20 protein-coding genes are annotated in these 24,157 nt (G+C 66.6%); 9 read left to right on the top strand and 11 right to left on the bottom strand.

Annotation, left to right across the window (positions count from 1 at the left end):
• Window positions 1-250: 250 nt before the first annotated feature.
• From AC1RKI_RS13365 to AC1RKI_RS13375, 3 genes are all read right to left on the bottom strand, one after another.
• Window positions 251-1,849 carry an EAL domain-containing protein gene (locus AC1RKI_RS13365; RefSeq protein WP_492795666.1) on the bottom strand — a complete coding sequence of 533 codons (1,599 nt, stop codon included), beginning with the start codon at window positions 1,847-1,849 and terminating at the stop codon, window positions 251-253.
• A 112-nt stretch (window positions 1,850-1,961) separates the two neighbouring features.
• Window positions 1,962-2,306: a hypothetical protein gene (locus AC1RKI_RS13370; protein WP_492795668.1), complete on the bottom strand. Its 345-nt coding sequence runs from the start codon at window positions 2,304-2,306 to the stop codon at window positions 1,962-1,964.
• A 102-nt stretch (window positions 2,307-2,408) separates the two neighbouring features.
• On the bottom strand, window positions 2,409-2,969 hold the full coding sequence (locus AC1RKI_RS13375) for a lipocalin family protein (protein ID WP_423782075.1): 561 nt from the start codon (window positions 2,967-2,969) through the stop codon (window positions 2,409-2,411).
• A 623-nt stretch (window positions 2,970-3,592) separates the two neighbouring features.
• Between AC1RKI_RS13375 and AC1RKI_RS13380 the strand changes: the two genes are divergently transcribed.
• The 3 genes from AC1RKI_RS13380 to AC1RKI_RS13390 all read left to right on the top strand — a co-directional run bounded on the left by AC1RKI_RS13380 (window position 3,593) and on the right by AC1RKI_RS13390 (window position 6,418).
• Window positions 3,593-4,819 carry a cytochrome P450 family protein gene (locus tag AC1RKI_RS13380; protein ID WP_227460757.1) on the top strand — a complete coding sequence of 409 codons (1,227 nt, stop codon included), beginning with the start codon at window positions 3,593-3,595 and terminating at the stop codon, window positions 4,817-4,819.
• Window positions 4,816-5,181, top strand: a complete 366-nt coding sequence (locus AC1RKI_RS13385; RefSeq protein WP_227460758.1) for an antibiotic biosynthesis monooxygenase family protein — start codon at window positions 4,816-4,818, stop codon at window positions 5,179-5,181. Before AC1RKI_RS13380 ends, AC1RKI_RS13385 begins: the two co-directional genes overlap by 4 nt.
• A 109-nt stretch (window positions 5,182-5,290) precedes the next feature.
• Window positions 5,291-6,418: an extracellular catalytic domain type 1 short-chain-length polyhydroxyalkanoate depolymerase gene (locus AC1RKI_RS13390; protein ID WP_227460759.1), complete on the top strand. Its 1,128-nt coding sequence runs from the start codon at window positions 5,291-5,293 to the stop codon at window positions 6,416-6,418.
• An 84-nt stretch (window positions 6,419-6,502) separates the two neighbouring features.
• Here the strand turns inward: AC1RKI_RS13390 and AC1RKI_RS13395 are convergent, their stop codons facing one another.
• Together AC1RKI_RS13395 and AC1RKI_RS13400 are read right to left on the bottom strand one after the other, a co-directional pair.
• The gene (locus AC1RKI_RS13395; protein WP_061954673.1) at window positions 6,503-6,802 is read right to left on the bottom strand and encodes a 2Fe-2S iron-sulfur cluster-binding protein; all 300 of its coding nucleotides are present in this window, start codon (window positions 6,800-6,802) and stop codon (window positions 6,503-6,505) included.
• A gap of 46 nt (window positions 6,803-6,848) precedes the next feature.
• On the bottom strand, window positions 6,849-7,454 hold the full coding sequence (locus AC1RKI_RS13400; protein ID WP_061954554.1) for an IMPACT family protein: 606 nt from the start codon (window positions 7,452-7,454) through the stop codon (window positions 6,849-6,851).
• A gap of 357 nt (window positions 7,455-7,811) precedes the next feature.
• On the opposite strand from AC1RKI_RS13400, the gene AC1RKI_RS13405 reads away from it, so the two are divergent.
• Window positions 7,812-8,435: a DUF938 domain-containing protein gene (locus AC1RKI_RS13405; RefSeq protein ID WP_150980289.1), complete on the top strand. Its 624-nt coding sequence runs from the start codon at window positions 7,812-7,814 to the stop codon at window positions 8,433-8,435.
• Window positions 8,436-8,528: 93 nt separating this feature from the next.
• Here the strand turns inward: AC1RKI_RS13405 and AC1RKI_RS13410 are convergent, their stop codons facing one another.
• The 6 genes from AC1RKI_RS13410 to AC1RKI_RS13435 form a co-directional block, all read right to left on the bottom strand.
• Window positions 8,529-9,293, bottom strand: coding sequence for a sulfite exporter TauE/SafE family protein (locus tag AC1RKI_RS13410; protein WP_492795672.1), 765 nt, complete (start codon window positions 9,291-9,293; stop codon window positions 8,529-8,531).
• A 177-nt stretch (window positions 9,294-9,470) separates the two neighbouring features.
• Complete coding sequence (locus tag AC1RKI_RS13415) at window positions 9,471-10,457, bottom strand: Bug family tripartite tricarboxylate transporter substrate binding protein (protein WP_150980294.1); 987 nt, start codon at window positions 10,455-10,457, stop codon at window positions 9,471-9,473.
• 130 nt (window positions 10,458-10,587) lie between these two features.
• Window positions 10,588-12,033: an efflux transporter outer membrane subunit gene (locus tag AC1RKI_RS13420; RefSeq protein WP_492795674.1), complete on the bottom strand. Its 1,446-nt coding sequence runs from the start codon at window positions 12,031-12,033 to the stop codon at window positions 10,588-10,590.
• 2 nt (window positions 12,034-12,035) lie between these two features.
• Entirely contained in the window at window positions 12,036-13,193 is a 1,158-nt protein-coding gene (locus tag AC1RKI_RS13425; protein WP_167585428.1) for an HlyD family secretion protein, read from the bottom strand.
• Window positions 13,190-14,842 (bottom strand): MFS transporter, encoded by a 1,653-nt coding sequence (locus AC1RKI_RS13430; RefSeq protein WP_492795676.1) that lies wholly within the window; start codon window positions 14,840-14,842, stop codon window positions 13,190-13,192. The genes AC1RKI_RS13425 and AC1RKI_RS13430 overlap by 4 nt, the downstream gene beginning before the upstream one ends.
• A gap of 118 nt (window positions 14,843-14,960) precedes the next feature.
• On the bottom strand, window positions 14,961-15,899 hold the full coding sequence (locus tag AC1RKI_RS13435) for a LysR substrate-binding domain-containing protein (protein ID WP_492795678.1): 939 nt from the start codon (window positions 15,897-15,899) through the stop codon (window positions 14,961-14,963).
• Between the two features lie 162 nt (window positions 15,900-16,061).
• On the opposite strand from AC1RKI_RS13435, the gene AC1RKI_RS13440 reads away from it, so the two are divergent.
• From AC1RKI_RS13440 to AC1RKI_RS13460, 5 genes are all read left to right on the top strand, one after another.
• On the top strand, window positions 16,062-17,234 hold the full coding sequence (locus AC1RKI_RS13440; RefSeq protein ID WP_492795680.1) for a CaiB/BaiF CoA transferase family protein: 1,173 nt from the start codon (window positions 16,062-16,064) through the stop codon (window positions 17,232-17,234).
• A gap of 17 nt (window positions 17,235-17,251) precedes the next feature.
• On the top strand, window positions 17,252-18,088 hold the full coding sequence (locus AC1RKI_RS13445) for an HpcH/HpaI aldolase/citrate lyase family protein (RefSeq protein ID WP_492795682.1): 837 nt from the start codon (window positions 17,252-17,254) through the stop codon (window positions 18,086-18,088).
• Between the two features lie 413 nt (window positions 18,089-18,501).
• Window positions 18,502-19,785, top strand: coding sequence for a TolC family protein (locus AC1RKI_RS13450; protein ID WP_061954684.1), 1,284 nt, complete (start codon window positions 18,502-18,504; stop codon window positions 19,783-19,785).
• A 52-nt stretch (window positions 19,786-19,837) separates the two neighbouring features.
• Window positions 19,838-20,992 (top strand): efflux RND transporter periplasmic adaptor subunit, encoded by a 1,155-nt coding sequence (locus AC1RKI_RS13455; protein WP_223506212.1) that lies wholly within the window; start codon window positions 19,838-19,840, stop codon window positions 20,990-20,992.
• Window positions 20,993-21,005: 13 nt separating this feature from the next.
• Window positions 21,006-24,131: an efflux RND transporter permease subunit gene (locus AC1RKI_RS13460; RefSeq protein ID WP_244788202.1), complete on the top strand. Its 3,126-nt coding sequence runs from the start codon at window positions 21,006-21,008 to the stop codon at window positions 24,129-24,131.
• The last annotated feature ends 26 nt before the right edge of the window (window positions 24,132-24,157 follow it).

Genomic DNA, 24,157 nt, shown 5'->3' on the forward strand with positions numbered 1-24,157 from the left:
GCCAGAAAAAACCTTGATCCTGCTTCTTGTTATCGATGCTTCGCGCATGCAATCGCATCGGCGGCATCTGTATGAATCGCGGTGACCGTACTGATCCTTCTTGCTGCCGCGCCCCGGGCTTCCCCGGAGCAAGCGGCCGGACAGGATAGTCCCATTAAAGTGCTTGATGTATCAACAGTGCACTTTATGTCCCAACTTCGGAGGGGCGGGATTTTTGACAGACAGCGGTTCCGTCGGGCGTATTGGCGCGCTATGCCGCGCTGCGGGTGTCTGCGGATTCGTGTGGTCGGGCCCGGTAACGCCAGAACGCGAGGAAGTCGGCCAGCGGCATGGCCTTGCCAAACAGCCAGCCCTGGCCGGCCTGCACGCCGTGCTCGCGCATGATGCGCCATTGCGATTCGGTTTCGATGCCTTCGGCCACCATGCGGATGTCCAGCGCCTTGGCCATCTCGATGATATGAGGACCGACCGCTTTTGATGGCGCGCCGGTGGTCATCGACGCCACGAACGCGCGGTCGATCTTGAGTCCGTCCACGTGAAGATCGTGCAGGTACGCAAGGCTGGAATAGCCGGTGCCGAAATCGTCTATCAGGATCGGAAAGCCGGCCTCGCGGAAGGCCGCGATCGTGGCGCGGCATTCGGCGTCATTGGCCAGGCCGCGCTCGGTCACTTCGATCCAGATCTGGCTGGCGTCGATGCCAGCGGCATTGCGCGCCGCGGCGATGGTGTGCAGCGTGTCGCGCGCGCGAAAATCGTCGGCCGACAGATTGATCGATACATGCATGGCGCGATTGGCCGCCAGATGCGCACCGAGGTCGCGCATTACGACTTCGATCATGCAGTTGGTGATGGCGTGGATGTCGCCGGTGGTTTCCGCCATGGGGATGAAGTTGTCGGGCGGCACGATGGTGCCGTCAGGCAGCCGCCAGCGCACCAGCGCTTCCGCACCGATGCAGCGACCGTCGTCGAGCGACATGATCGGCTGGTATTCGGCGTAGAACTCCTTGCGCCGGATCGCGTCCTGCAGCGCATAGCGCGGGCCGCGCAGACGCCGGCCCCAACGCAGCACCAGCCACGTTGCCAGCACGCTGACCAGCAGCCCGATCGGTAGGCTGAGGTAAAGCAGCCGGCGCCACATCGCGGCGACTTCGGATAACGGTTCGTACGCGACCACGCCGAAAGGCAGCAGGTGCGATGCCTTGACATCGACATACCGGCCGCCCAGAACTTCGCCGTCCTGTTTGCGCTTCCATGCGCTGCGCACCAGCGCCGTGTCGGTGCCCGGCCAGTTCACCACGACATGGCCGGTGGCCGCATCGACCATGCCAAGCCGGATCAGATCGTCGAGCGGAACGATATCGATGAAAAATTGCGCGTCGACCACCACCACGTGCCGCCCGACGCGGAACTGCACGGTGCGCGGCGGGCCTGCCGAGGTGTCGATGCGATACGCCGCGCCCAGCTCCGGCAGGGCGGTCCACGGTGCGGTCTGGCCTTCCACGCTGCGCAGCGCGCCCGGGATGGACGACGATGAGCAGAGCAGTTGTTCGTGATCGAGATAGACGACCTGGCGCGCGTAGCGGTGCTGCAGATCCGCCTCGCGCATGGCGTCGAGATGGGCGAGGCTGCATGGCGGCCCGGAGAACGTGTCGGCCGCACGCGCCGCGTTGACGGCATCGCGCGACACCACGTCGATGCGCTGCAACGCGCGTTCGGTGAACTGGTCCACGCGCCGTTGAAACAGCTGTTCGGCAAATTCGCGCGACAGCCATGTGGTCAGCGCCACCGGGCCGCAAATGCCAAGTGCTACCAGACAAAACAAGATGTACCAATGGCGCAGCCTGGTCATGGAATCCGCATGCGGTAATCGGGCCGAGGCAGCATACCAGAATGACCTGTCTGATATGTCTGTAGTTGCTCAGCCAAGCGTTACGCGGCCCCGCGTTGGCGCAACGAACGGGCTATTTCTGCGGTCGGGCGCGCGACGGGCGGCCGGCGCCGATTTCAACCAGATGCTGTCGCCATGCGGAAAACACCGCGTCCAGGCACGGCGCGGCATCGCAGGCGTCGCGCTTTTTGCGGAACGCGTCGATATCGGACTGGGAAATCGTGCCCGCGGCCAGCAGGCGCTGCTGATCGGTATAGATGCGCTGATATCCCATCGAAAACAGCGCGGTTTCGCAGATGATCTGGCTGGCGCGTGTGGCGGGCGCAGTGCAGTCGATATCGGTGGCTTGCGCGCTGCCGGACAGGGCAATGGCTGCGGCGGCCAGGCAGGCGGAGAGAAACTGGGGGGCGCGGATCATGGCTGCGGCGCTCGGAAAATCGGCAAAGGCCCGAGCGTACCGCATTTGGTCAGTGGCTCTCGCGATGGGGCCGGGCGGTCGGATCCGGCCGATCCATGCGCGTCAGTGTTGCGTGAATTTGAGTTGGGTGGTGTCGTAGCCCAGCGCGCGCGCCCGGGCAATCAGCATGTTGCCGAGTTCGCTCGACGGCCGGGGCTCGCGGGTCAGCACCCACAGATAGCGGCCCGACGGCTCGCCGACGATCGACCACGTGTAGTCGTCGGCGTGGTCGAGCACCCAGTATTTTCCGAAGAAGAACGGTCCGAAAAAGGACACTTCGAGCTTGGCGCCATTGCTGTCCGGCACCACGCGCGCACGGCCTTCCGAGGCGCGAGCGCGGCCGTCGGGGCTACCCTCGCGGCAGGTGTTGCGCACCGACACGAGACCGTCGTCGCGCTTGGCGTATTCGGCCGTCACGCCTTCGCAATTGCGCTCGAAGCGATTGTCATAGCGCGCGTATTCGTACCAGAGCCCAAGGTAGCGATCCAGATCGACGGCCTTGGCAGGCTCCGGCACCGACGCGTTACCGCGCTTGGTGTCCATCGAACGACATGCCTGGAGGACCAGCGCAGTGCCAATCAGCGCGGCGCCAGCCACGGTCAGATGCAAAATCGATCGTTTCACGGAGATCTCCATGGGATGCGGATCGTGCGATTGTGAGGCCGCCGCGCATCGCGCGGCATCGGACAAGCGCTGACACGGCAGGCGTCGCGCGCTGACAAACGGCCACACGCCTCGGCAGCTTTTCCACGGGCGTGTAAATCGGGCACGGATCGGGCATGGCTGAACGGGCGCAGGTGGCGCGCATGCCGCTTGTGTCGCGTCAGGGGCTCGGTATGGAACTTGCGATCGATAGAACGAAGCGGCATCCGCCGCGAGTGGCCTGATCACCATTGGAGAGGCGCATGCAAGATCGAGCAAAAGACGCCGGCCGCGCGCCTGGCGCAACGAATGTGGGCCGCCGCCTGCGCAATGTCCCAGGCACCGACCGCACAACGTGGACTAAACAGTCGAGTGAACCTGTCCTGACTGGCCAACCCGGACAGGCGGGGCAGCCAGGTGAGCCGCCCCAAGCCGCGGCCGATCCGGCAGGAGAAGGCGTGAAGCCGGAGTAGGCCGAAACGCTCCTGCCCAGGGTCGAGCTCCGGGCAGCCCTTTGCATTCGATATTTCATGTCGGGCTGAAGCTTCCGCGTGCGCGGTGCTGCGATGATGGCTTTCATCAGCACCCCGCCGCGAAGGCTTGTCATGACCCATCTTCCCGATATCGATGAAACCGCCGCTTCGTCTGGCGTCGGCGATTCGTTTTCCGACCCCGCCGATCCGCTCGCCGCGGTCCCGCACCGCGATCCCTATCCGTATTACCGCAGGCTGATCCGCGAGCGGCCTTTCTATTTCGACTCCGGCCTGAAGCTGTGGGTAGCGTCGAGCGCCGACGCCGTGCGGGAAGTCCTCGATCATCCCGACGCGCGCGTGCGTCCTCTGGCCCAGCCGGTGCCACCTGCGCTGGCGGGTTCGGCCGCAGGCGATCTGTTTGGCCGACTCATCCGGATGAACGATGGCGCCGCACACGCCGCGCTGAAGGCGATCGTGCTGCGGCGATTGTCCGCTCTGGATCTTAACGATGTGCGTGCGCGCGCCGAAGCGCTGGCGGCGCGGCTGCCGCGCATGACATCGGACGATGCGCACGAGGCCACCCGCTGGATGTTCTCGCTCCCTGTGCTGGCCGTAGCCGATCTGCTCGGTTTGCCGTTGGCGGATGACGAGGCGGGCCACGTCGGCACGCGCGTGGCCGGCTTTGTCGCGACGTTTGCCGGTGCGATGTCCCCGCTGGCGACGCCCGCCGAGGTGGAAGCTGGCGTCACGGCGGCGCGCTGGCTCACCGCCTGCGTGGTGCGGGACGCGCCCGGCGTGCGCGACGACGGGCTGCTTGCCGCCTTGACCGAGGATGCCGCGTTGGCCCGCATCGATCCGCAGACGCTGGCCGCCAATGCCATCGGCCTGATGATCCAGGCATGTGAAGCCACAGCCGGCCTGATCGGCAACACGCTGGTGCGACTGGGGCGCGAGGCGGCCAATACTGGCGCCATGGTCGACATGGCCGACCTGCCGAAAGTGGTCGCGCAGGTGGCGCGCTTCGACCCGCCGGTGCAGAACACGCGCCGCTTCATGGCTGCCGATGCCACGCTCTGCGGCCATGCCGTCAAAGCCAACGACGCGGTTCTGGTGCTGCTGGCGGCCGCCGCGCATGATCCCGCCGCAGCCACCGCGCAACCGGCGTGGACCTTTGGCGCCGGCCGGCACGGCTGCCCGGGCCACGCGCTGGCGCAGATGCTTGCCACCTGTACCGTGCAGGCGCTGCTGGCGCGCGATGTGCAGCCGGCGCTGCTGGCGCGTGCGGTGTGCTACCGTCCTTCGGTCAACGCGCGCATCCCGTGCTTTCTCTTGCAGCCATCTGAACGGAGCCCCCAATGATCGCCGTGATTTTTGAAGTAGAACCCGCGCCGGGCCGGCAGGACACGTACCTCGACATCGCCGCCCATCTGAAGCCGACGCTGGAGACCATCGATGGATTTATCTCCGTGGAGCGCTTCCAGAGCCTGACCACGCCGGGCAAGCTGCTGTCGCTGTCGTTCTTTCGCGATGAAGCCGCGGTCATCGCGTGGCGCAATACGCTCGATCATCGTCAGGCGCAGGCTGCCGGCCGCGGCGGCGTGTTTGCCAACTACCGGCTGCGCGTTGCGCAGGTGCTGCGCGACTACGGCCTGAACGAACGCGACGAAGCGCCGGCGGACAGCCGCGCCGTGCACGACGCGCGCCCCGCACGCGGAGAATGAGCGCGGCGCCGTCCGACATCCGCCGCGGTGGCAACCTGACATATTCCGACGCTAGACTGGTGCACGATCGCAAGATTGGCTGACGTCGGATTCGAAAGGGCGATGCGGAATGAAGCGGCGCGCGAGCGGCACCAGATTGTGGATAGCACTGAGCAAGCAGGCCGCACGTAGTGCGCGCCAGTTGCAGCGCACGGTCACGCGTACGGTGGCCGATCCGATGATGCGGGCTGCCAAGCAGCAGGGCAAGGCGGCTAGCACGGTGATGGGCCGCGCGGTGGGAAAGGTTGCGCGTCAGGCGCTGACCGGCGTGGTCACGCCGGCGCGCGCACCGGTCAGCCGCGGCGGCGGCTTCTGGGAAGAAGGGCAGTGGGGCTTCCCCCTCGGCATCGGCAGCATGGCGCAGCGCCGCTACCGGATCTTCGTGCCGCCGGGCGTCAGCGCGGCGCGGCCGGCGCCGCTGCTGGTGCTGCTGCATGGCTGCGGGCAGGACGCCGCCAGCTTTGCAGCCTGCGCGCGCGTAGCCAGCGTGGCGCGCGATGCGCGCTGGGTGGTGCTGATGCCGGAGCAATCGGTCCAGGCCAACGCGCAGCGATGCTGGAACTGGTTTCGTCCGACCGCGCGCGGCGCGTCGGAAACCGCGTTGCTGATGTCGATGATCGACCATGTTTGCCAGCGCTATGCCATCCTGGCCAACCGCGTTTGCGCGCTGGGACTGTCCGCCGGCGGCGCAATGGCGATGATGCTGGGCCTGCGCTATCCGGAACGCTTTGCCGCCATCGGATCCCATTCCGGCGCGGCCCCATATAGCGCAACCAATGCCACGCAGGCGCCCAAGGCCATGCGCGGCGAACGCGCGCCGGATGCGGCGGCTGCGCAGAGCGTGCTGGCTGGCCGGCTTCCGCCGCCGCTGCTGTTGATGCATGGCGATGAAGACAACGTGGTGTCCTATGACAACGCCACGTCGACGGCTGCCATGTGGCTGTCGCTATGGCCGGCCGGCGTGCCGGCGCCGGTGGCGCAGCCGCCCCGGCGGGTTCGACGCGGCACTCGCCGCGCGGTGGAGGTGTTCGACTGGCAATCGGGCGCGCGCCCTTTCGTGCGAGTGGTCAAGGTGGAAGGGCTGCGCCACGCGTGGAGCGGCGGCACTCCAGGGCAGGCGTTCTCCGATCCCACCGGGCCGGACGCACTCAAGATCGCGCTACGTTTTTTCTCGGTGAATGGCCGGCATACCGATTGATGTGCTGGCCCTTGGCCGATGGCTGGTCGATATCGCCGCAATCGCCCGCACCTGACCCGCGCCCGTATCCTTCGCGCGATGCGCTCAGCGTCCATCCATCGGTTCGAACACCACATCGCTGGCCGCGCACGCCACGCACGGCAGGATGTAGCCGTCGTCCTTTTCGTCGGGACTGAGTCCCGGCCATTCGATGCGATACCGGACGCTGCCCGCATGCAGTTTGCTGATGCATGCGCGGCACGTACCGTTGCGGCAGGAACTGGGCAGGCTTACGCCATCAAGCAGCGCCGCTTCCAGCAGGCTGAGCGACGCCGGCGCGGGGAATGTCGCATCGCGGGGCAGCACGCGCGCCGTGTAGGCGCTGTCGTCATCGTCGTCGTGCATCGCGCCGTCCGCTGCGGCGTTGGTGTGGGGTTGGCTGGTCATGCGATCAGGCGTCGCTTTCGGGAAATTCGGCGCGGCCGTGCGTGGCGTCGCGCAGGGCGGCCATCGCACTGTCTCGCAGCGTGGCCGGCAGGCGGATCACCAGCGTGGCCTGCGCGCCGTAGCGCGTATCCGTCAGCGTGCAGCCATCGTCGGCGCCCTGTTCGATCCAGCGGCGCACGCGCGGCTCGTCGGCGTAGTCCACCTGCACCGTCAAGGTGGCATAGGCGATGCGCTCGATGCGCGCGGCGTCCTTGAGTGCGGCGGCGATCGCATCGGTATAGGCGCGCACCAGACCGCCCGCGCCCAGCTTCACGCCGCCGTAGTAGCGCACCACGGCCGCCAGCACACCATCAAGATCGTGATGGCGCAGCACTTCCAGGATCGGCCGGCCCGCGGTGCCCGATGGTTCGCCATCGTCCGACATGCCCGACTGGCCGCCCGCCAGCAGCGCCCAGCACACATGGGTGGCCGTGGGATGCTCCGCGCGCAGGCCCTGGATCACCGCCATGGCGGCGTCACGGTCAGGCACCGGCACAGCCAGCGCGATAAAGCGGCTTTTGCGGATTTCGATCTCGGCGTGGACCGGAGCGGCAAGCGTGAAGGTGGGCAAGACTGATGCGGAAATTGACGGGCAGGACGCCGAGTGTAGCGCAGCCGGCCAACCTTTCCGGCGCGCGATGGCGACGGCGCGCCGCGCTCGCGGGAGATCGTCGCAAAAAGCGGCGTGGCATGCGCGCCGGGCGGTGCGAGCGCCCCACGCGCTGCGATGTCCGATATTGTCGAGGACATCATCCCAACTGAAAAACACCATGCGCCGGATGCTGTCCGACGCGGCGCGCTGAAAATTCCTGGCTCCCCGGGAGCGATCCGGTACCGGCCACGGTAGCGGCGCGAATGCGGCAGGGCTGCTAACCTGTGGCCTTGCAAGCCCGGCGCAAGGCCCGGGCGCAGCGCCACAGGAGAGTTCATGACCCAGCCCGCCGTCGACCTCATCGCGCGCCGCATGGCGCCCGCCACCGATCGCAATCGTGCGCCGATCCTTGCGGTGCTGCGCGATGTTTTGCCCGCATCGGGCACCGTGCTCGAAATCGCCAGCGGCACTGGCCAGCACGCCGTGCACTTTGCTGCCGCGCTGCCTGGCATCACATGGCAGCCCAGCGATCCGGACGCTACCCATCGCGACTCGATCGCGGCCTGGACCGCGCATGCGCAGGCGGCCAACGTGCTACCGCCGCTGGCCATCGACGTGACCCGTGAACCCTGGGGTATCGATGGCGTCGACGCGATGGTCTGCATCAACATGATCCATATCGCACCATGGGCGGCTGCCGAGGCCTTGTTCGCAGGCGCGGGTCGGCGCTTGCCGCCGGGCGGCGTGCTCTATCTGTACGGCCCGTACCGACGCGACGGCGCGCATACGGCGCCAAGCAATGAGGCGTTCGACCGGCAACTGCGCGTGGCCGATCCGCAATGGGGCGTGCGCGACATGGAGGCCGTCGTCGCACTGGGCGAGGCGCAGGACCTGGCGTGCGACGCGCCAGTGCCGATGCCGGCCAACAACTTCAGCCTCGTGTTTCGCAAGCGGAAATAGCGCGGAAAGCGCGGCTGTAGCGCCGCACGCCGCGCACCGCGCACCGCGTTCGATCGCTCAATGGCGGCGCAAGCTGCGCCGTCGCCATCGTGCTCAGCCGCGCACCAGCATCACCAGTGCGGTAGCGATCAGGCACACGGCGAACGCGGCGCGCAGCCGGCGTTCGGGCATGCGGTGGGCCAGCGCCACACCCCAGGAGATCGTGAGCATGCCGCCCAACGACAGTGGAATGCCGCTGTACCAGTCCACATGACCCGCGTGCGCATAGGTGAACAGTGCGACCACCGCACCGGGCGTGACCAGGGCCAGCGCCAGTCCCTGCGCTGCGGCCTGGCGCATGCCGAACAGGCCGACCAGCGCGGGTGCGGCCACCACGCCGCCGCCCACGCTGAAGAAGCCCGAAAACGCGCCGCCCACCACGCCCACCGCGGGAATCCATGCCGGGGCCACGCGCGCCTGTTGCTGCGTGTTGGCGCGGCCGGGCATCAGACGCCAGAGAAAGTAGAGTGCCAGACCGATCATGAAGACGGCAAAGATCCGCCGCAGCAGGGCGGCGTCGATTGAGGTGGCCAGCTTGGCCGATAGATAGGTCGACACCACCGCGGACAGTCCCAGCACCACGGCAGTCTTGAGATCGATATCGGCGCGCTTGCGGTATTGCCAGAATCCGATCACCACGTTCGGGGCGATCATCACCAGCGAGGTGCCTTGCGCCAGTTGCTGGTCCATGCCGTAAAGCAGGCCCAGTGCGGGAATCGCAATCAGACCGCCGCCGATCCCGAACAGCCCGCCAACACCGCCGAGTAGCCCTCCAAGTCCGAAGATGAGCAGGGCGGACAACAACGAATGGTCAGGCATGGAAAATCCGGCGGCGTGATCGACAAGGCAAGTCCGCGATGATACGCAGACATGGCGCAGACATTGGGGAAATGCCGAAAGGAATGACTGTCGTGCGGGGAATGAATCGGACCGGGCCGGCTGCCGCGCGCACCGCGTGGCGCGGGCAGCGTTCGACCACCGGCCCCGGCCTGCCCGTCAGTCGACCTGCGCGCCGGACTGCTTGACGATCTTGCCCCACTTGTCGATATCGGCGCGCAGCATGGCGGCAAACTGCTGCGGCGTGCTGCTCAGCACTTCCGCGCCCTGTGCGGCCAGCTTGTCGCGCAGGGGTTTGTCCGCCAGTGCGGCCTGCAGCGTGGTGGAAAGCTTTTGCGTGACATCCTTGGGCGTGCCACGCACCGCGAACAGGCCAACCCAGAGGTCGCCGCTGTAGCCCGGCACGGTTTCGCCGATGGTCGGAATATCGGGGGCGAACGGCGACCGCTTGGCGGAGCTCACGCCCAGCGCACGCACTTTGCCGGCCTTGATGTGCGATAGCACCGAGGGCAGGCTCGCGAACGCCATCGGCACCTGATTGCCGAGCACGTCGTTCAGCGCCGGGGCCACGCCCTTGTAAGGCACGTGTTCCAGCTTGATGCCGGCCATGCTGTTGAGCATCTCGCCAAGCAGGTGGTTCAGCGTGCCGTTGCCCGCCGAGGCAAAGCGGTAGTAATCGGGCTTGGCCTTGGCCATCGCAATCAGTTCGGCCATCGACTTGGCCGGAAACGCCGGGTTGACCACCAGCACATTGGGCACCGTGGCCACCACGGAGATCGGCTCGAAATCCTTGATGGGATCGAACGGAATGCTGCGGTAGAGCGACGGGTTGATGGCCTGCGTGCTGCTAATGGTCATCAGCAGCGTGTAGCCGTCCGGCGTGGCGCGCGCCGCAGTTTGCGTGCCGATATTGCCGCCCGCGCCGGGCCGGTTTTCCACCACCACCTGCTGGCCCAGGCGCTGCGACAGGTCGGCGGCAACCAGCCGCGCAACGATGTCGTTGGTGCCGCCGGGCGCCTGCGGCACGATCATCTGGATGGGTTTGGACGGGTAGCTGTCGGCCTGCGCAGGGCCCATGGCGGCCAGCGCCAGCGTCACGCCGGCCAGTGCGTGGATTGCGCGGATTGCGCGGAACGTGCCAATCATCGTTGTCTCCTGTTCAAAGCAGGCCGCGCCATCGCGGATATCGTGCCGGCCACGCTTATTGTTGGCGCCACTCTAGCCGAGCCCTGCGCGCAGGAGAAATTCAATCGGTGACTACTGCCATAAGGAATTCTTATCGGACGTCTGCCGTCGCGAGATCGCTGCGCCATCCGCCGCCCATTGCCTGATACAGCGCCACGCTGGCGTTGAGGCGATCCGCATGGGTCTGGATCAGGTTCAGCTCCGCGCTGAACAACTGGCGTTGGGCATCGAGTTGTTCCAGATATGGCGAATATCCTGCTCGATAGCGGTTGGTGGCGTGCCGCAGTGCGGCGGCCAGCGCGTCGCGCTGCTCGCGCAGGCGCGCTTCCTGTTCGCCGAGTTTCTGCACGGCCGCCAGGTTGTCGTTGACTTCGCGGAACGCCGTCAGCGCCACGCGTCGATAGGCGAAGGCGGCTTCGTCACGCTGGGCTGCCGCGGCGTCGGCCCCGGCCACGATGCGGCCGCCTTCGAACAGCGGCGCCAGCACACTGCCGCCGAGCGTCCAGATGCGCACCGGATTGGCCAGCCCGGTGGCGTAGACCAGTCCGCCGGTGGCTGTCAGCGGCACGCGCGGCAGATAGGCCTTGCGCGCGGCCGACAAGCTGGCGTCGCTGGCGGCCAGCGTGTATTCGGCCTGCGCGATGTCGGGCCGGCGACGCAGCAGATCGGATGGCAGTCCCGCCGGTATCGCGGGCTGTTGCAGCGACTGCAGCGCCAGACCGCGTGCGATCGACGATGCGTCGGGATTGCCGAGCAATACGCCGAGTGCGTTTTCCTGGCGCGCCACGGCCAGTTCCGCCTGCGGCACGGCCTGCGCGGTGGATTCGTATTCGGCGCGCGCCTGTTCGTATTCCAGTTGCGAGGTGTAGCCGGCGCGGGCGCGATCGCGCGCCAGTTTCAGCGCATCGGCCCGGGATGTCAGCGTCTGGCGTACCACGTCGAGCTGCGCGTCCAGCGCGCGCAATGCGATATAGCTGCGCGCCGCTGCCGCCGACACGGAAAGGATCGTGGTGTCGCGCGCGGCCTGGCTGGCCAAGAGGCTGTTGCGCGCCGCGCCTACCGAATCGGCGATGCGGCCGAACAGGTCGATCTCATACGAGGCATCGAGCGTGAGCTGTCCCGTGTTGGCCGTGCCGGCGTTGCCGAATGCATTGATGGCGCGCGCGCGCGTGCCGCCGGCGGTGAAGTCGAGCGTCGGAAACAGCTCGGCGCGGGCGATGCGCGCCTGGGCGTCGGCCTGGCGCACGCGCGTCAGGGCAATCGCGATATCGTCGTTTTGCGCGAGGGCCGTTTCCACCACCGCGCTGAGCGCCGGGTCGCCATAGCTGCGCCACCAGTCGCGCTCGATCGCCACGGTCGGTCCGGCGTCCACGCGCCACGCCACGGGCGGTGCGAGCGACTCCGGTGCAGGCGGGCGCGGCCCCATGCAGCCTGCCAGCAGAAGGACCAACAGCGGCAGAGCATGGCGCAATTCGCGGCGCAGTGCGGGGCGCACAGGCTGACGCACAGGTGGAAGCGCGGGATGGCGGGCAGGCATGGTCAGCGCGTGGGCGGCCGGTGTGTGCTGGTATCGACTTGCGCCTGGACGGACATGCCGGGGCGCAGGCGCTCGGCCAGCGGCTGGTCGGGGTCGATGGCGATGCGCACCGAGATGCGCTGCGCTACCTTGACGAAATTACCGGTGGCGTTGTCCGCCACGATCACGGCGAACTCGGACCCCGCGGCGGGCGACAGCCGTTCGACATACCCGGTCAACCGCGCATTATCCAGCGCATCGACGCGGAAACTGGCCTTCTGGCCCGGAGCCATATGGGCGGTCTGCGCCTCCTTGTAGTTGGCGATGACCCAGCGCTGCGGCGGCACCAGGAACATCAGTTGCGATCCCGATGTCACGTACTGGCCGAGCCTGGCACCGATCTGGCTCAGGCGGCCGTCGGCCGGCGCCACCACCACGGTGTTCGACAGATCGATCTCCGCGAGTTGCAGCGCGGCGCGCGCCTGTTCGACGGCGGCTTTGAGCCCGTCGCGGCTGACCATCACGGCGCGCACATCCTGGCGCGCGATCTCCACTGCGGCGCGCGCCTGTTCCAGCGCCGCTTCGGCCTGGCGCAGGGCGGCGCGCGTCTGGTCGCGTTCGCGCAGCGACACCGAGCCGTCGGCCACCAGTTCGTCGACGCGTTTCATATCGGCCTGCGCGCGTTGCAACTGGGCGCGGGCGTTGTCGGCATTCGCCAGTTGCGACGCCACGGTAGCTTCGCGCGCCCGCTGGGTTTGGTCGGCATTGGCCAGGTTGGCGATCTGCGTGTCCAGCGATGCGCGCGCCTGTTGCACGCGCTGCTTGTAGATGCGTTCGTCGATGCGCAGCAGCACCTCGCCGGCTTTCACCAGATCGAAATCATGCACCGGCACGTCGGTCACGTATCCGCTCACCTGCGGACTGATGATCGTGGTTTGCCCGCGCACGTAGGCGTTGTCCGTGCTTTGTATCGACGGCGTGAACGGCGGCAGGCCCCAAGCGTACAGGATGAGCAGCACGCTGAGCGCCGCGACCAGCACGATCAGCACGGTCAGCCGCAACGATCCGCGCGGCGGCGCCCAGCCCTTTGGGGCGGCGCTGTGCACTTCGACCGGATCTTCGAGCCGTTGGGGTTTGTCGTCGGATGGCGGTGGGGCGTTGCGATCGGGCGCGTCGGTCACGATCGGGTCTCCGTGGAAGGGGTGGGCGGCTTCTTGTCCGACACCTGGCCGGGGACCACCTTGCCAATGTAGAGCGCCAGCAACCAGACGAACGTGACCGTCGCCAGGATGCCGATCAGCAAGAACACATCGTTAAAGGCCAGCACATTCGCTTCGCGCGTGACCTGCTGCGCCAGCGCAGCGACGCCTTCGGCCTGCCGCAACACGGGATCGCTCACCACGCGGTTGTAAATATTGCCAAGCAATTGCAGGCGCGCCGCATCGAGCGGATCGGCCAGACTGATGCCCTGCACCAGCGAATGCGAATGGAATTTCTCGCGATAGGTCTGGAACGTGCCGAGCAGCGCGGAGCCCATCAGTCCACCCAGCGATTGCGTGATGCTGAACAGCGCTGAAAAGCTGACGAAATGGCTCATGCCGCGCTGCAGCGCGCTGCCCATGCCGATCAGCAGCGTCGGCCCCAGAAAATACACGGCCGCGAACGCGATCAGCGATTGCGTGAAGTACATGTTCTGCGGCCGCGTCAGGTTGGTCGATCCTGCATCGATAAAAGCGCCGATGGCGATCAGTACCAGCGAGATGCGGACCGGCCGGCCGAGGTTCTGCGGATTCAGCGTCAGCGCGCTGGCCGCGATGCCCGCCACGGTCGCGATCGAGACCACGATGTAGAGCGAAATCAGTTGGTCGTTGACCAGGCCCAGCGAGGTCAGCAGGCCGACCGCGCCATACGGCTGTTCGGATAGCAAAATGCGCACCGAAGTGGCCACCACGGCAAACCGGACGATGGCCATGCTGCCGAGCCAGCGCGTGTTCAGCAGCGGGTTGACGCGGTTGTGTTCGATCCACAGCGCCGCCGCAATCAGGATCACAGCGCCGCACAGCGCATAGCCAAGCCATGGCGTCGTAGTCCACCACAGGATGCGGCCCTCGCCCAGCACGGCGCACAGCAGCGCCATGCCCGGCGCGAACAGGGCGAAGGTGAGAAAGTCGAGCGGCTCGAATGCCTTGATGCGCTCGCTGGGCGGCAGCGGCAGCAATCCCACCGCCACCAGCGACAGCAGCGACATGCCGAATTCGAACTGATAGAGCGTCTGCCAGTTGCCGGCTTCGAGCATGCCAGTGGAAAAGGTGCGGGCCAGCGGCGTGGCAAGCTGCGGTACGCCGAAGCCGATCACGACCGCGCGCATGCGGTGCTTGGCCGGCAGCGACTGGATGATGTAGTAGAGCGCCAGCGTCGACATGCCGCTGGCCGCGATGCCGTTGGCGGCGCGCGCCAGCAGCGCCGTGCCGAAGGTGTGCGTGAGCAGGTGCGCACCGGTGATGACGGCGTAGGACAGCAGGAAGACCTTGGTGAATCGTTGCAGGCCGTATTGCTGGCGAAACTTGATCACCAGCATCGACATGCAGACGTTGGTCATCACGTAGACCGTTGACAGCCATGCGCCTTCATCGCTGTACAGGCCCAGCACGCCCTGGATGTTGGTGAGGTTGGCCACCACCAGCGCGTTGCCGAAGCCGCCGGTCAGGCCGATCAGCACGCCCACGCAGAAGTAGGCCACGCGGCGCGGCGTGGGATGGTCCGGGGTGGCGGGCGACCCCGGAATCGACGGCCGTTCATGCGGCTTGAACTCGTAGCTGGCTGTTGCCATGGCTGACCGGTAGAAGGCGAGCGTCTGCGATGGGGCGATGATGCGGGATGTGCCGATGCCTTGCAAGCGTCTGGACAACCACCGGCCACGGCGCGGGTGAGCCGATGTCCGGCCGCGGCTAGGTCCGCGGTGGTGGCGCCAGCGATCCGCCCGCGGCGATGCGCGCTTCGACGATCTCGCGCAGCACATCGGCCACCGCCTCGGCGGCATTCGATCTGGGCAGTGCGCGCGGCCAGCACAGCGACAGCGTGCGCCGCAGTTCCGGCACGATGCGGCGACGCGGCACCGCGCCATCGCCGCGTTCGTCCTCGCCCAGCGATGACGCCGGCAGGATCGTGCACGCCAGCCCCTCGCGCGCGGCCGCCAGCAGGAACGGCAGCGAATCGAGGTCGGCCACCACGTTCAGCGCGATCCCCGCCTTGGCGAAGCTGCGCTCCACCACTTCGCGCAGGCCTTGCGAGCCGCTGGGCAGTACCAGCGGTACCCCGTCGATGGCCTTGAGCGCGATGGTGGATGCGTTGCGGCCGCGCGGGGCCGCGCCGGGCGGCGTGCCGATCAGATAGAGCGGCTCGCTCGCCAGCGGCTCCGGCTCCACCGCGCGCGACGCGGTGTCGCGGAACAGGATCGCAAAGTCGAGCCGGTTCTGGTTCAGCAGCTCGGAGATGTAGCCGCTCATGCTTTCAAACAGTTGCAGGCGCACTTGCGGATAGCGCTGGCGCACCGCGCGCACCAGCGGCATGCCAAAGGCTGCGGCGGCCGTGGTGGGCAGCCCGATGGCAACCGTGCCGGACACCTCGGCGCCGGCCACGCGCACGTCGGCCCCGGCGATCTCCACCTGGCGCAGGATATTGCGCACGTGGCGGTAGAGCGTCTTGCCCGCCTCGGTGGGGCGTACGCCCTTGGCGCCGCGATGCACCAGCGGCACGCCGAATTCGTCTTCCAGCGCGGCCAGCTGTTGCGACAGCGCGGGCTGGGCCACGCAGACCATTTCGGCGGCGCGGGTCAGGCTGCCGTGGTCGACGATGGCCACGAAATAGCGCATGGCGCGAATATCCATGGGAGCGGTTTCCTTCCGGTCAGTGCGTCAAGGGGGTTGGGGGTATTGATTCTACTTATGGTGCCTTCGGCAATTGCTATTTCACAAGGCCACGGCGCGCGGGTAGATTGGCATCCATCGTGCAATCCGCACATCCCTTCGCCTGAAGCGCCCCACACTGCCATGCCAAGACCCCTCGAAGGCATTACCGTACTCTCGCTCGAACAGGCGATTGCCGCGCCTTTCTGCACCCGCCAACTGGCGGACCTGGGCGCGCGCGTGATCAAGATCGAACGCCCCGGTCCCGGCGATTTCGCGCGCGCGTATGACAGCCGCGTGCGCGGCCTCTCGTCGCACTTCGTCTGGACCAACCGCTCGAAAGAAAGCCTCACGCTGGACGTCAAGGCGCCCGCCGCCGCGCCGGTGCTGGCCGCCCTGCTCGAAAAGACCGACGTGCTGGTGCAGAACCTGGCGCCGGGCGCGGCGGCGCGGCTGGGCCTCGACTACGAGACGCTCTCGCAAACCTATCCGCGCCTGATTGTCTGCGACATCTCCGGCTATGGCGGCGATGGTCCCTATCGCGACAAGAAGGCGTACGACTTGCTGGTGCAAAGCGAGTCCGGCTTTGTGTCGGTCACGGGCACACGGGAGGAGGGCGTCAAGGCCGGAGCGTCAGTGGCCGATATCGCCGCGGGCATGTACGCCTACAGTAACGTGCTGGCGGCGCTGATCGAGCGCGGGCAGACCGGGCGCGGCAAGCGCATCGACGTGTCGATGCTCGAATCGATGGTCGAATGGATGAGCTTTCCGATGTATTACGCGTTCGACGGCGCCGAACCGCCGCCGCGCGCCGGTGCGTCGCACGCCACGATCTACCCGTATGGGCCGTTTCCGACCGGGGACGGCAAGACCGTGATGCTGGGTCTGCAGAACGAGCGCGAATGGGCCGTGTTCTGCAAGGTGGTACTGCAGGAACCCGACCTGGCCACGCACGCCGCGTTTGCCACCAACAGCCTGCGCAGCGCCAACCGCGCGCAGCTGCGCGATCGCATCGTGCAGATGTTTGGGCACCTGAGCGCCGAGCAGGTGGTGCAGCGGCTGGAAGAGGCCAAGATCGCCAATGCCAACGTGAATACGATGGCCGATGTGTGGGCGCATCCGCAATTGCGCGCGCGCGACCGCTGGCGCGAGGTGCAGACCTCGGCAGGTCCGGTGCCGGCCTTGCTGCCGCCGGGCCTGACCGACGCCCGCATGGATCCGGTGCCCGCCGTGGGCCAGCACACCGATGCGATCCTGGCCGAAGCGGGCTGCAGCGCCGACCAGATCGCGCGGCTGCATGCCGACGGCGTGGTGTGAGGCCGCCGACCATGACGATGACGACTCCCATTTCCCGCGCACCGCGCAGCTATCTGTTCGTGCCGGGCTCGCGGCCCGAGCGCATCGGCAAGGCCATTGCCGCCGGCGCGGACGCGGTCATTGTCGATCTGGAGGACGCAGTGGCGCCCGACGACAAAGCCGCGGCGCGCCACAACCTGCACGCGCCCTGGCCGGCGCTGCGGGCACAGGCCGACGCGGCCGGCGTGACGCTGCTGGTGCGCGTCAATGGAGCCGATACCGCGTATTTCGGCGACGATCTGGCATTTTGTCGCGACCTGGCGGTTGCGGCGATTGTGTTGCCAAAGGCAGATTGCGCCGCCCTGGAAGCCTTGCGGGCGGTCTTGTCGGACATTACCTGCTACGCGCTGCTGGAAACGGCGGCAGGGTTTCGCGACCTGCGCGAGGTGGCGCGCGCACCCGGTGTGATCCGGCTGATGTTCGGCAGCATCGATCTCATGTTCGATCTCGACGTCGCTGACGATGACGCGCCGCTCCATCATTTCCGTAGCGAATTGGTCCTGCATTCGCGCGCGGCCGGGCTGCCCGCGCCGGTCGATGGCGTCTGCACCGCGATCGGCGACGCCCAGGCGCTGGCGGCCGATACGGCGCGCGCGCGGCGTTTCGGCTTTGGCGCCAAGCTGCTGATCCATCCGAACCAGGTGGCGGGCGTGCATGCCGCGCTGGCGCCTTCGGCCGAAGACGTGGCCTGGGCCCGGCGCGTGGTGGCGCAAGCCGCGGCGGCAAACGGCGCGGCCATCGCCGTAGACGGCAAGATGGTCGATCGGCCCGTTCTGGAACGCGCGCAACGCATCGCTGCCGCCGCCCCGGACTAATGCTTTGTTAAGGATTTATTAAGCGTGAACGGCGCGGCTTGCACATTTCATGGAGCAGGCACTGACTGAGAATATCGAAGCCTGCAGCGCCAATCGGTATTTTCCCTGACGGGCCGTTCGCCGCAAATATCGAATTTTATGTGGAGGATGAAAGGCGTTTGTAATGACTTTACGTTGAAATGCGCGTGGGAGACCGTGCGTGTCCAGACAACAGGACATAGGACGCAAGATCCGGGGCCAGAACAGAATCAATAAAGTTGCCTCCCCGGTGCACCGTTCAGTGCGCACGGTCGTTAACAGCTGACCGCAAGTCGACTCGAGCCAGACTGATCGTGCATTTTTCCGTTTTCCGTGCTGCCGCGGCAACGCTGCTTGCCCTGGCCGCCAGCGCTGTCGCCGCCGCCAGCGAGCCCATGCCACCGGACGGCCCCTGCGTGCCGCCTCCGCCCAAAGCCACTCTGACCCTGTCGCAGGCGCGGCTGGATGCGCTGCGATGCAATCGCGACATCATCGCCGCGCGCCGCAGCGAAGAAGCCAGCCAGGCAGACATCCAGATCGCGTCGCAACGTCCCAATCCGGTGCTGAGCCTGGGCGTGGCCAACATCAACCCGCATCTGGGCGTTGGCGCCGGCAGCTGGCGCAGCAAGACCGTCGATTCCACGGTGCGCGTCGATCAGGTCATCGAGACCGCGAACAAGGGCAACTTGCGTGCCGATGCGGCCCGCAAGGCCAGCGCCGCCGTGGGCGAGCAGGTGCAGGCGGTGGTTGCGCAGCAGTTGGGCGCCGTCGACCAGGCGTGGTACGAGGCCGTGGTCAGCCAGACCCGCGTGGAAGTGCTGACCGAGACAGTCGGGCTTTACGGGCGCACGCAGCAGGCCAATGAAACGCGGCTGAAAGCGGGCGACGTATCGCGCGCCGACGTGACCAAGCTGCAGCTCGAAACATTGCGTGCGCAGAGCGACCTGCGCGCCGCCATTGCGGACCACGCCAGCGACAAGGCGGCGCTCGCCGCCGCCATGGGCGTGCCCGGCACTCTGATGGACAACCGGCTGGTGGCCGACTGGCCCGGCGCCGACGCGCCCGTACCGGCGTTCGACCCGGAAGTGCTGCAGCGCCGTCCCGATGTGACGGCCGCCGAAGCGCGCCTGGCCGCCGCGGCATCCGCCCGCGACCTGGCACGCGCTGGTCGCGTCCCCGACGTGACCGTGGGCGCGCAATACGAGCACTATCCGGTTTCCGAGGCCAACACGACCGGCAGCGGCAACAGCTACGGCGTGTTTGTGTCGATTCCGCTGTTCGTGCGGCATAGCTTTGGCGGTGAAGCGCGCCGCGCGGAAGTGGACTACTACGCCGCGCTCGATGACCGCAACCGCGTGCTGCTGGAAGCCCAGAACGAGATCGGCCGCCTGCGGGCGCAGCTCGATGCGGCGCGCGCGTCGCTGCAGCAGATGCGCGAGTCGGTGCTGCCGGCCGCCGAAAGCGTCGCCAGCAGCGCCGAGTTTGCCTACAGCAAGGGCGCTTCCGGCGTGCTGGATCTGCTCGATGCACGGCGCGCGCTGCGCCAGACGCGCGTCGACGCCGTCGAGGCGCAAGGCAACTACGCCAAGGCGCTGTCGGCATACCTGACCGCGCTGCAAACCACAAATTCCGATATCAACAAGCTTCCCCAGGTCCGTACCGATGCGTCGCGTCCCTAATATCCCGTTTTTCTCCGCTGAATCCCGCCAGACCCGCAGCGGTGTCGTGCGGATGGCTGCCGTTGTGTCGCTGTGCGCATTGGCGTTGACCGCCTGCGGCAAGAAGGAAGTGTCGGACAACAATGACGATCCGACGATCAAGGGCCAGACCATCACCTATCCGGCCAGCGTGAAGGTGCTGCCGGGGATCGTCGGCCAACCGGTGCAAAGCGGCGGCGACCGCATGCTCAACATGCCGGGCCGCCTGGTCTGGAATGAAGACAGGACCGTGCGCGTGGCCACGCCGTTTGCGGGCCGTGTGATGGAAATTCTGGTGCAGCCCGGCGCCACCGTGAAGGCCGGCCAGCCGCTGGCCATGCTGACCTCACCCGATTACGGCGTGGCCCAGGCCGATGCGCGCAAGGCCGCCGCCGACAGCGCGGTGGCCGCCAAGTCGCTGGCCCGCCAGCGCGAGCTGTATCAAGCCGGCATCGTGGCGCAGAAGGATCTGGAGCAGGCGCAGGCCGACAGCGCGCGTGCCGCCGCCGATCTGGCGCGCACCCAGGCCGCGCTGCGCATGTACGGCGCCGGCAACGGCGACGCGGTGAACCAGCGCTTTGCACTGCGCAGCCCGATCGACGGCCTGGTGGTGGAGCGCAACATCAATCCGGGCATGGAAGTGCGCCCGGATCAGCAGCCCACTGCGCCGCTGTTCCTGATCACCGACCCGTCCACGCTGTGGGCGCAACTGGACGCCGCCGAAGCGGATCTGGGCCTGTTCAAGCCCGGCATCGACGTGAAGTTGAGCAGTGCCGCGTATCCGGGCGAAACCTTCACGGGTACCGTGGTCAAGATCGCCGACTATGTCGATCCGGCCTCGCGCAGCGTCAAGGTGCGGCTTGCGGTGCCCAATGCCGACCGCCGCCTGAAGGCAGAGATGTTCGTCACGGCGCGCGTCAAGGCCGCGTCGTTCCAGGGCATCTCGGTGCCATCCAAGGCCGTGTTCCTGGCCGACAACAAGAACTACGTGTTCGTGCGCACCGCGACCGCGCCGAACACCTTCGAGCGCCGTGAGGTCAAGCTGGGTGTGACGCTGCCGGGCACCACGGAAGTGGTGGAGGGCCTGAAGGCCGGCGAGGTGGTGATCACCGACGGCAACCTGTATCTGCAGGACATCCTGCGCGATGCCACCGCGGTCAATGCCGCGCGTGCAACCGCCAAGCAATAAGGACGGCGGCCACATGATTTCGCGTATCGTCAATTTTGCGCTGCACCAGAAGCTCTTTGTCTGGCTGGGCCTGATCATCTTCATCGCGGGCGGCCTGGCCGCCTTCAAGAACCTGCCGATCGAAGCGTTTCCCGATGTCTCGGACATCCAGGTCAACGTGATCACGCTGTATCCGGGACGCGCCGCCGAGGAAGTGGAACGGCAGGTCACGATCCCGATCGAAACCGCGCTGGCCGGCACGCCGAATTCGGTGCGCGTGTTCTCGCATACGCAGTTCGGCCTGTCGTTCATGATGGTGACCTTCAACGACAAGGCCACCGACATCGTTGCGCGCCAGCAGATCATCGAGCGCCTGCGTGGCGTGGATCTGCCCGATGGCGTGCAGCCCGAACTCGCGCCGCTGTCCACCGCGATCGGCGAGATCTTCCGCTTCCGCCTGACCGGCAAGGGTTATACGCCGCAGGAACTGCGCACGCTGCAGGACTGGGTGGTGGAGAAAAACCTGCGCCAGGTGCCGGGCGTAGCCGATGTGGTGACCATCGGCGGCTCGGTCAAGCAATATGAAGTGAACCCCAACCTTGGCCGCATGCGCGATGCCAAGATTTCGCTGTCGCAACTGTTCACGGCGCTGCAGCGCGGCAACTCCAATGCCGGTGGCGGCGCGGTCGCCCATGGCCGGCAACAGTACCTGCTGCGCTCGCTGGGTAGCTTCCGTTCGTCGGCCGATATCGCCAACGTGGTGGTGGCGGAAAACAATGGCACGCCGATCCTGGTCAAGGATATCGCCGAGGTTAAGATCGGCTCGGCCCCGCCGCAGGGGCTGATGGGCCAGGACAACGAAGACGACATCGTCTCGGGCATCGTGGTGATGCGCAAGGGCGAAAACCCGTCGGTGGTGCTCGAAGCGCTCAAGCAGAAGATAGATCTGCTCGATTCGCAGATCCTGCCCAAGGGCGTGAAGATCGTGCCGTACTACGATCGCTCCACGCTGATCGACAAGACGCTGCACACGGTGTTCGGCAATCTGGTGGAAGGTGCGCTGCTGGTGCTGGCCGTGCTCTACCTGTTCCTGGCCAACGTGCGCGCCGCAGCCATCGTGGCGCTGGTGATTCCGCTGTCGCTGCTTTCGACGTTCATCGGACTCACGTGGGTCGGCATTCCGGCCAACCTGTTGTCGCTGGGCGCGATGGACTTCGGCATCATCGTCGACGGCGCGGTGATCGTCGTCGAGAACATCTTCAAGCGGCTGGGGGAACTGAAGGAAGCGCAGATCAAGGACAACCGGGCGCGTCTGCACGCGATCCTGCAGGCCACCACGGAAGTGGGGCGGCCGACCGTGTTCTCGATGATCATCATCATCGCCGCGCACATTCCGATCTTCACGTTGCAACGCCACGAGGGCAAGATCTTCGCGCCGATGGCCTACACGGTGACCGGTGCGCTGATCGGATCGCTGATCCTGTCGCTGACCGTGGTGCCATTGCTGTGTCATCTGCTGCTCAAGAAGAACATCGCGCACGAGGACAATTTTGTGGTGCGCCATTGCAAGCGCATTTACGAGCCGATGCTTGGCTGGGCGCTGGACAACAAGAAGAAGGTGGTTGGCGTTGCGCTGGGCTTGCTGGTGGCGACGGTGGGCGTGGGCAAGTTCCTGGGCAGCGAATTCCTGCCCGAACTGGACGAAGGATCGATGTGGGTCAGCTTCGACCTGCCGGCGTCGGTGTCGCTCGATGAGGCGCGCGATCAGGCGCGCCTGCTGCGCAGCGTTATCCGCAAGACGCCGGAAGTGAACACAACGATCTCCAAGGTGGGCCGTCCCGACGACGGCACCGATCCCAAGCTGATCAACACCGTGGAAATCCTGGTCGACCTCAAGCCCGACACGCACTGGCGCGCCGGCTACAACAAGCGCGCCATCATCGAGGAAATCAACCACAACCTGCGGCAGTTGCCGGGCATCGAGCCCAACTTCTCGCAGCCCGTGCGCGACAACATCCTGGAGAGCATTTCGCAGATCAAGGGCCAGATCGTGATCAAGGTGCAGAGCGACAGCCTTGAGCACAACAAGAAGGTTGCCGACCAGATCCTGGCCAATGTGCAGTCGGTCAAGGGCGTGATGCGCGCGTTTATCGACCGCGATGGCGAACTGCCGCAGTACGTGCTCGAGTTCGATCGCGCCCAGGCCGCGCGCTATGGCATCAACGTGGCCGACGTGCAGGACCTGATGGAAAGCGCGCTGGCTGGCAAGGCCGCCACGGAACTGTGGGAAGGCGAGAAGCACTTCAGCGTGGTGGTGCGCCTGAAGCCGGGCGAGCGTGAACTGCCCAACCTGCCGAACATCTTCATGCAGACCGCCGACGGTGCACAGGTGCCGTTGTCGCAACTGGTGACGTTCCGTGCGGCATCGGGTGCGATGAACATCAGCCGCGAAAACGGGCAGCGCACCACGTCGATCGGCATCTTCATCCACGACCGCGACATGGGCAGCGTGGTGAAGGACATGCAGGCGCTGGTGAAGAAGAACGTCAACGCCGAGGACGTGAAAATCAGCTGGTCCGGTGAGTTCGAGAACCAGGAGCGCGCCATGGCACGTCTGTCGATCGTGGTGCCGCTGTCGGTGCTGCTGATCTTCCTGCTGCTGTTCAACGCGTTCCAGTCGTTCAAGAGCGCGGCGCTGATCATCTCGAACATTCCGTTCGCGCTGATCGGCGGCGTGTTCGCGCTGTTCCTGACCGGCATTCCGCTCTCGGTCTCGGCGGCCATCGGCTTTATCGCGTTGTTTGGCCAGGCCGTGCTGAACGGGGTGGTGATGGTGACCTACTTCAACCAGCTGCGCGAAGAAGGCATGTCCGTTCGCGAGGCCGTGCTGACCGGATCGATGGACCGCCTGCGTACGGTACTGATGACCGCCATGCTGGCAATGCTGGGCCTGTTCCCGATGGCCATTTCGCGCGCGATCGGATCGGAAACGCAACGCCCGCTGGCGATCGTGATCATCGGCGGCCTGATTACGGCGACGCTGCTGACGCTGATCGTGCTGCCCACGCTCTATGAGTGGATGGTCGGACGCAACTGGCCGGACGAAGAAGGTAGCGACGACGATAACGGCGATCGGCTGACTCCGTCGATATCGAACTGAAGGCACGACCGGGGGGGCGCTGGCTC

Source organism: Cupriavidus sp. GW822-FHT06G04, assembly GCF_058799075.1.

Bases quoted from the DNA above. Each gene is read 5' to 3' on its own strand.
- AC1RKI_RS13370 (WP_492795668.1), bottom strand. From the start codon at position 2,306: ATGATCCGCGCCCCCCAGTTTCTCTCCGCCTGCCTGGCCGCCGCAGCC.
- AC1RKI_RS13450 (WP_061954684.1), top strand. From the start codon at position 18,502: ATGCCACCGGACGGCCCCTGCGTGCCGCCTCCGCCCAAAGCCACTCTG.
- AC1RKI_RS13460 (WP_244788202.1), top strand. From the start codon at position 21,006: ATGATTTCGCGTATCGTCAATTTTGCGCTGCACCAGAAGCTCTTTGTC.
- AC1RKI_RS13395 (WP_061954673.1), bottom strand. From the start codon at position 6,802: ATGCACGACGACGATGACGACAGCGCCTACACGGCGCGCGTGCTGCCC.
- AC1RKI_RS13455 (WP_223506212.1), top strand. From the start codon at position 19,838: ATGGCTGCCGTTGTGTCGCTGTGCGCATTGGCGTTGACCGCCTGCGGC.
- AC1RKI_RS13385 (WP_227460758.1), top strand. From the start codon at position 4,816: ATGATCGCCGTGATTTTTGAAGTAGAACCCGCGCCGGGCCGGCAGGAC.
- AC1RKI_RS13405 (WP_150980289.1), top strand. From the start codon at position 7,812: ATGACCCAGCCCGCCGTCGACCTCATCGCGCGCCGCATGGCGCCCGCC.
- AC1RKI_RS13410 (WP_492795672.1), bottom strand. From the start codon at position 9,293: ATGCCTGACCATTCGTTGTTGTCCGCCCTGCTCATCTTCGGACTTGGA.
- AC1RKI_RS13440 (WP_492795680.1), top strand. From the start codon at position 16,062: ATGCCAAGACCCCTCGAAGGCATTACCGTACTCTCGCTCGAACAGGCG.
- AC1RKI_RS13365 (WP_492795666.1), bottom strand. From the start codon at position 1,849: ATGACCAGGCTGCGCCATTGGTACATCTTGTTTTGTCTGGTAGCACTT.
- AC1RKI_RS13435 (WP_492795678.1), bottom strand. From the start codon at position 15,899: ATGGATATTCGCGCCATGCGCTATTTCGTGGCCATCGTCGACCACGGC.
- AC1RKI_RS13415 (WP_150980294.1), bottom strand. From the start codon at position 10,457: ATGATTGGCACGTTCCGCGCAATCCGCGCAATCCACGCACTGGCCGGC.
- AC1RKI_RS13445 (WP_492795682.1), top strand. From the start codon at position 17,252: ATGACGACTCCCATTTCCCGCGCACCGCGCAGCTATCTGTTCGTGCCG.
- AC1RKI_RS13380 (WP_227460757.1), top strand. From the start codon at position 3,593: ATGACCCATCTTCCCGATATCGATGAAACCGCCGCTTCGTCTGGCGTC.
- AC1RKI_RS13420 (WP_492795674.1), bottom strand. From the start codon at position 12,033: ATGCCTGCCCGCCATCCCGCGCTTCCACCTGTGCGTCAGCCTGTGCGC.
- AC1RKI_RS13430 (WP_492795676.1), bottom strand. From the start codon at position 14,842: ATGGCAACAGCCAGCTACGAGTTCAAGCCGCATGAACGGCCGTCGATT.
- AC1RKI_RS13390 (WP_227460759.1), top strand. From the start codon at position 5,291: ATGAAGCGGCGCGCGAGCGGCACCAGATTGTGGATAGCACTGAGCAAG.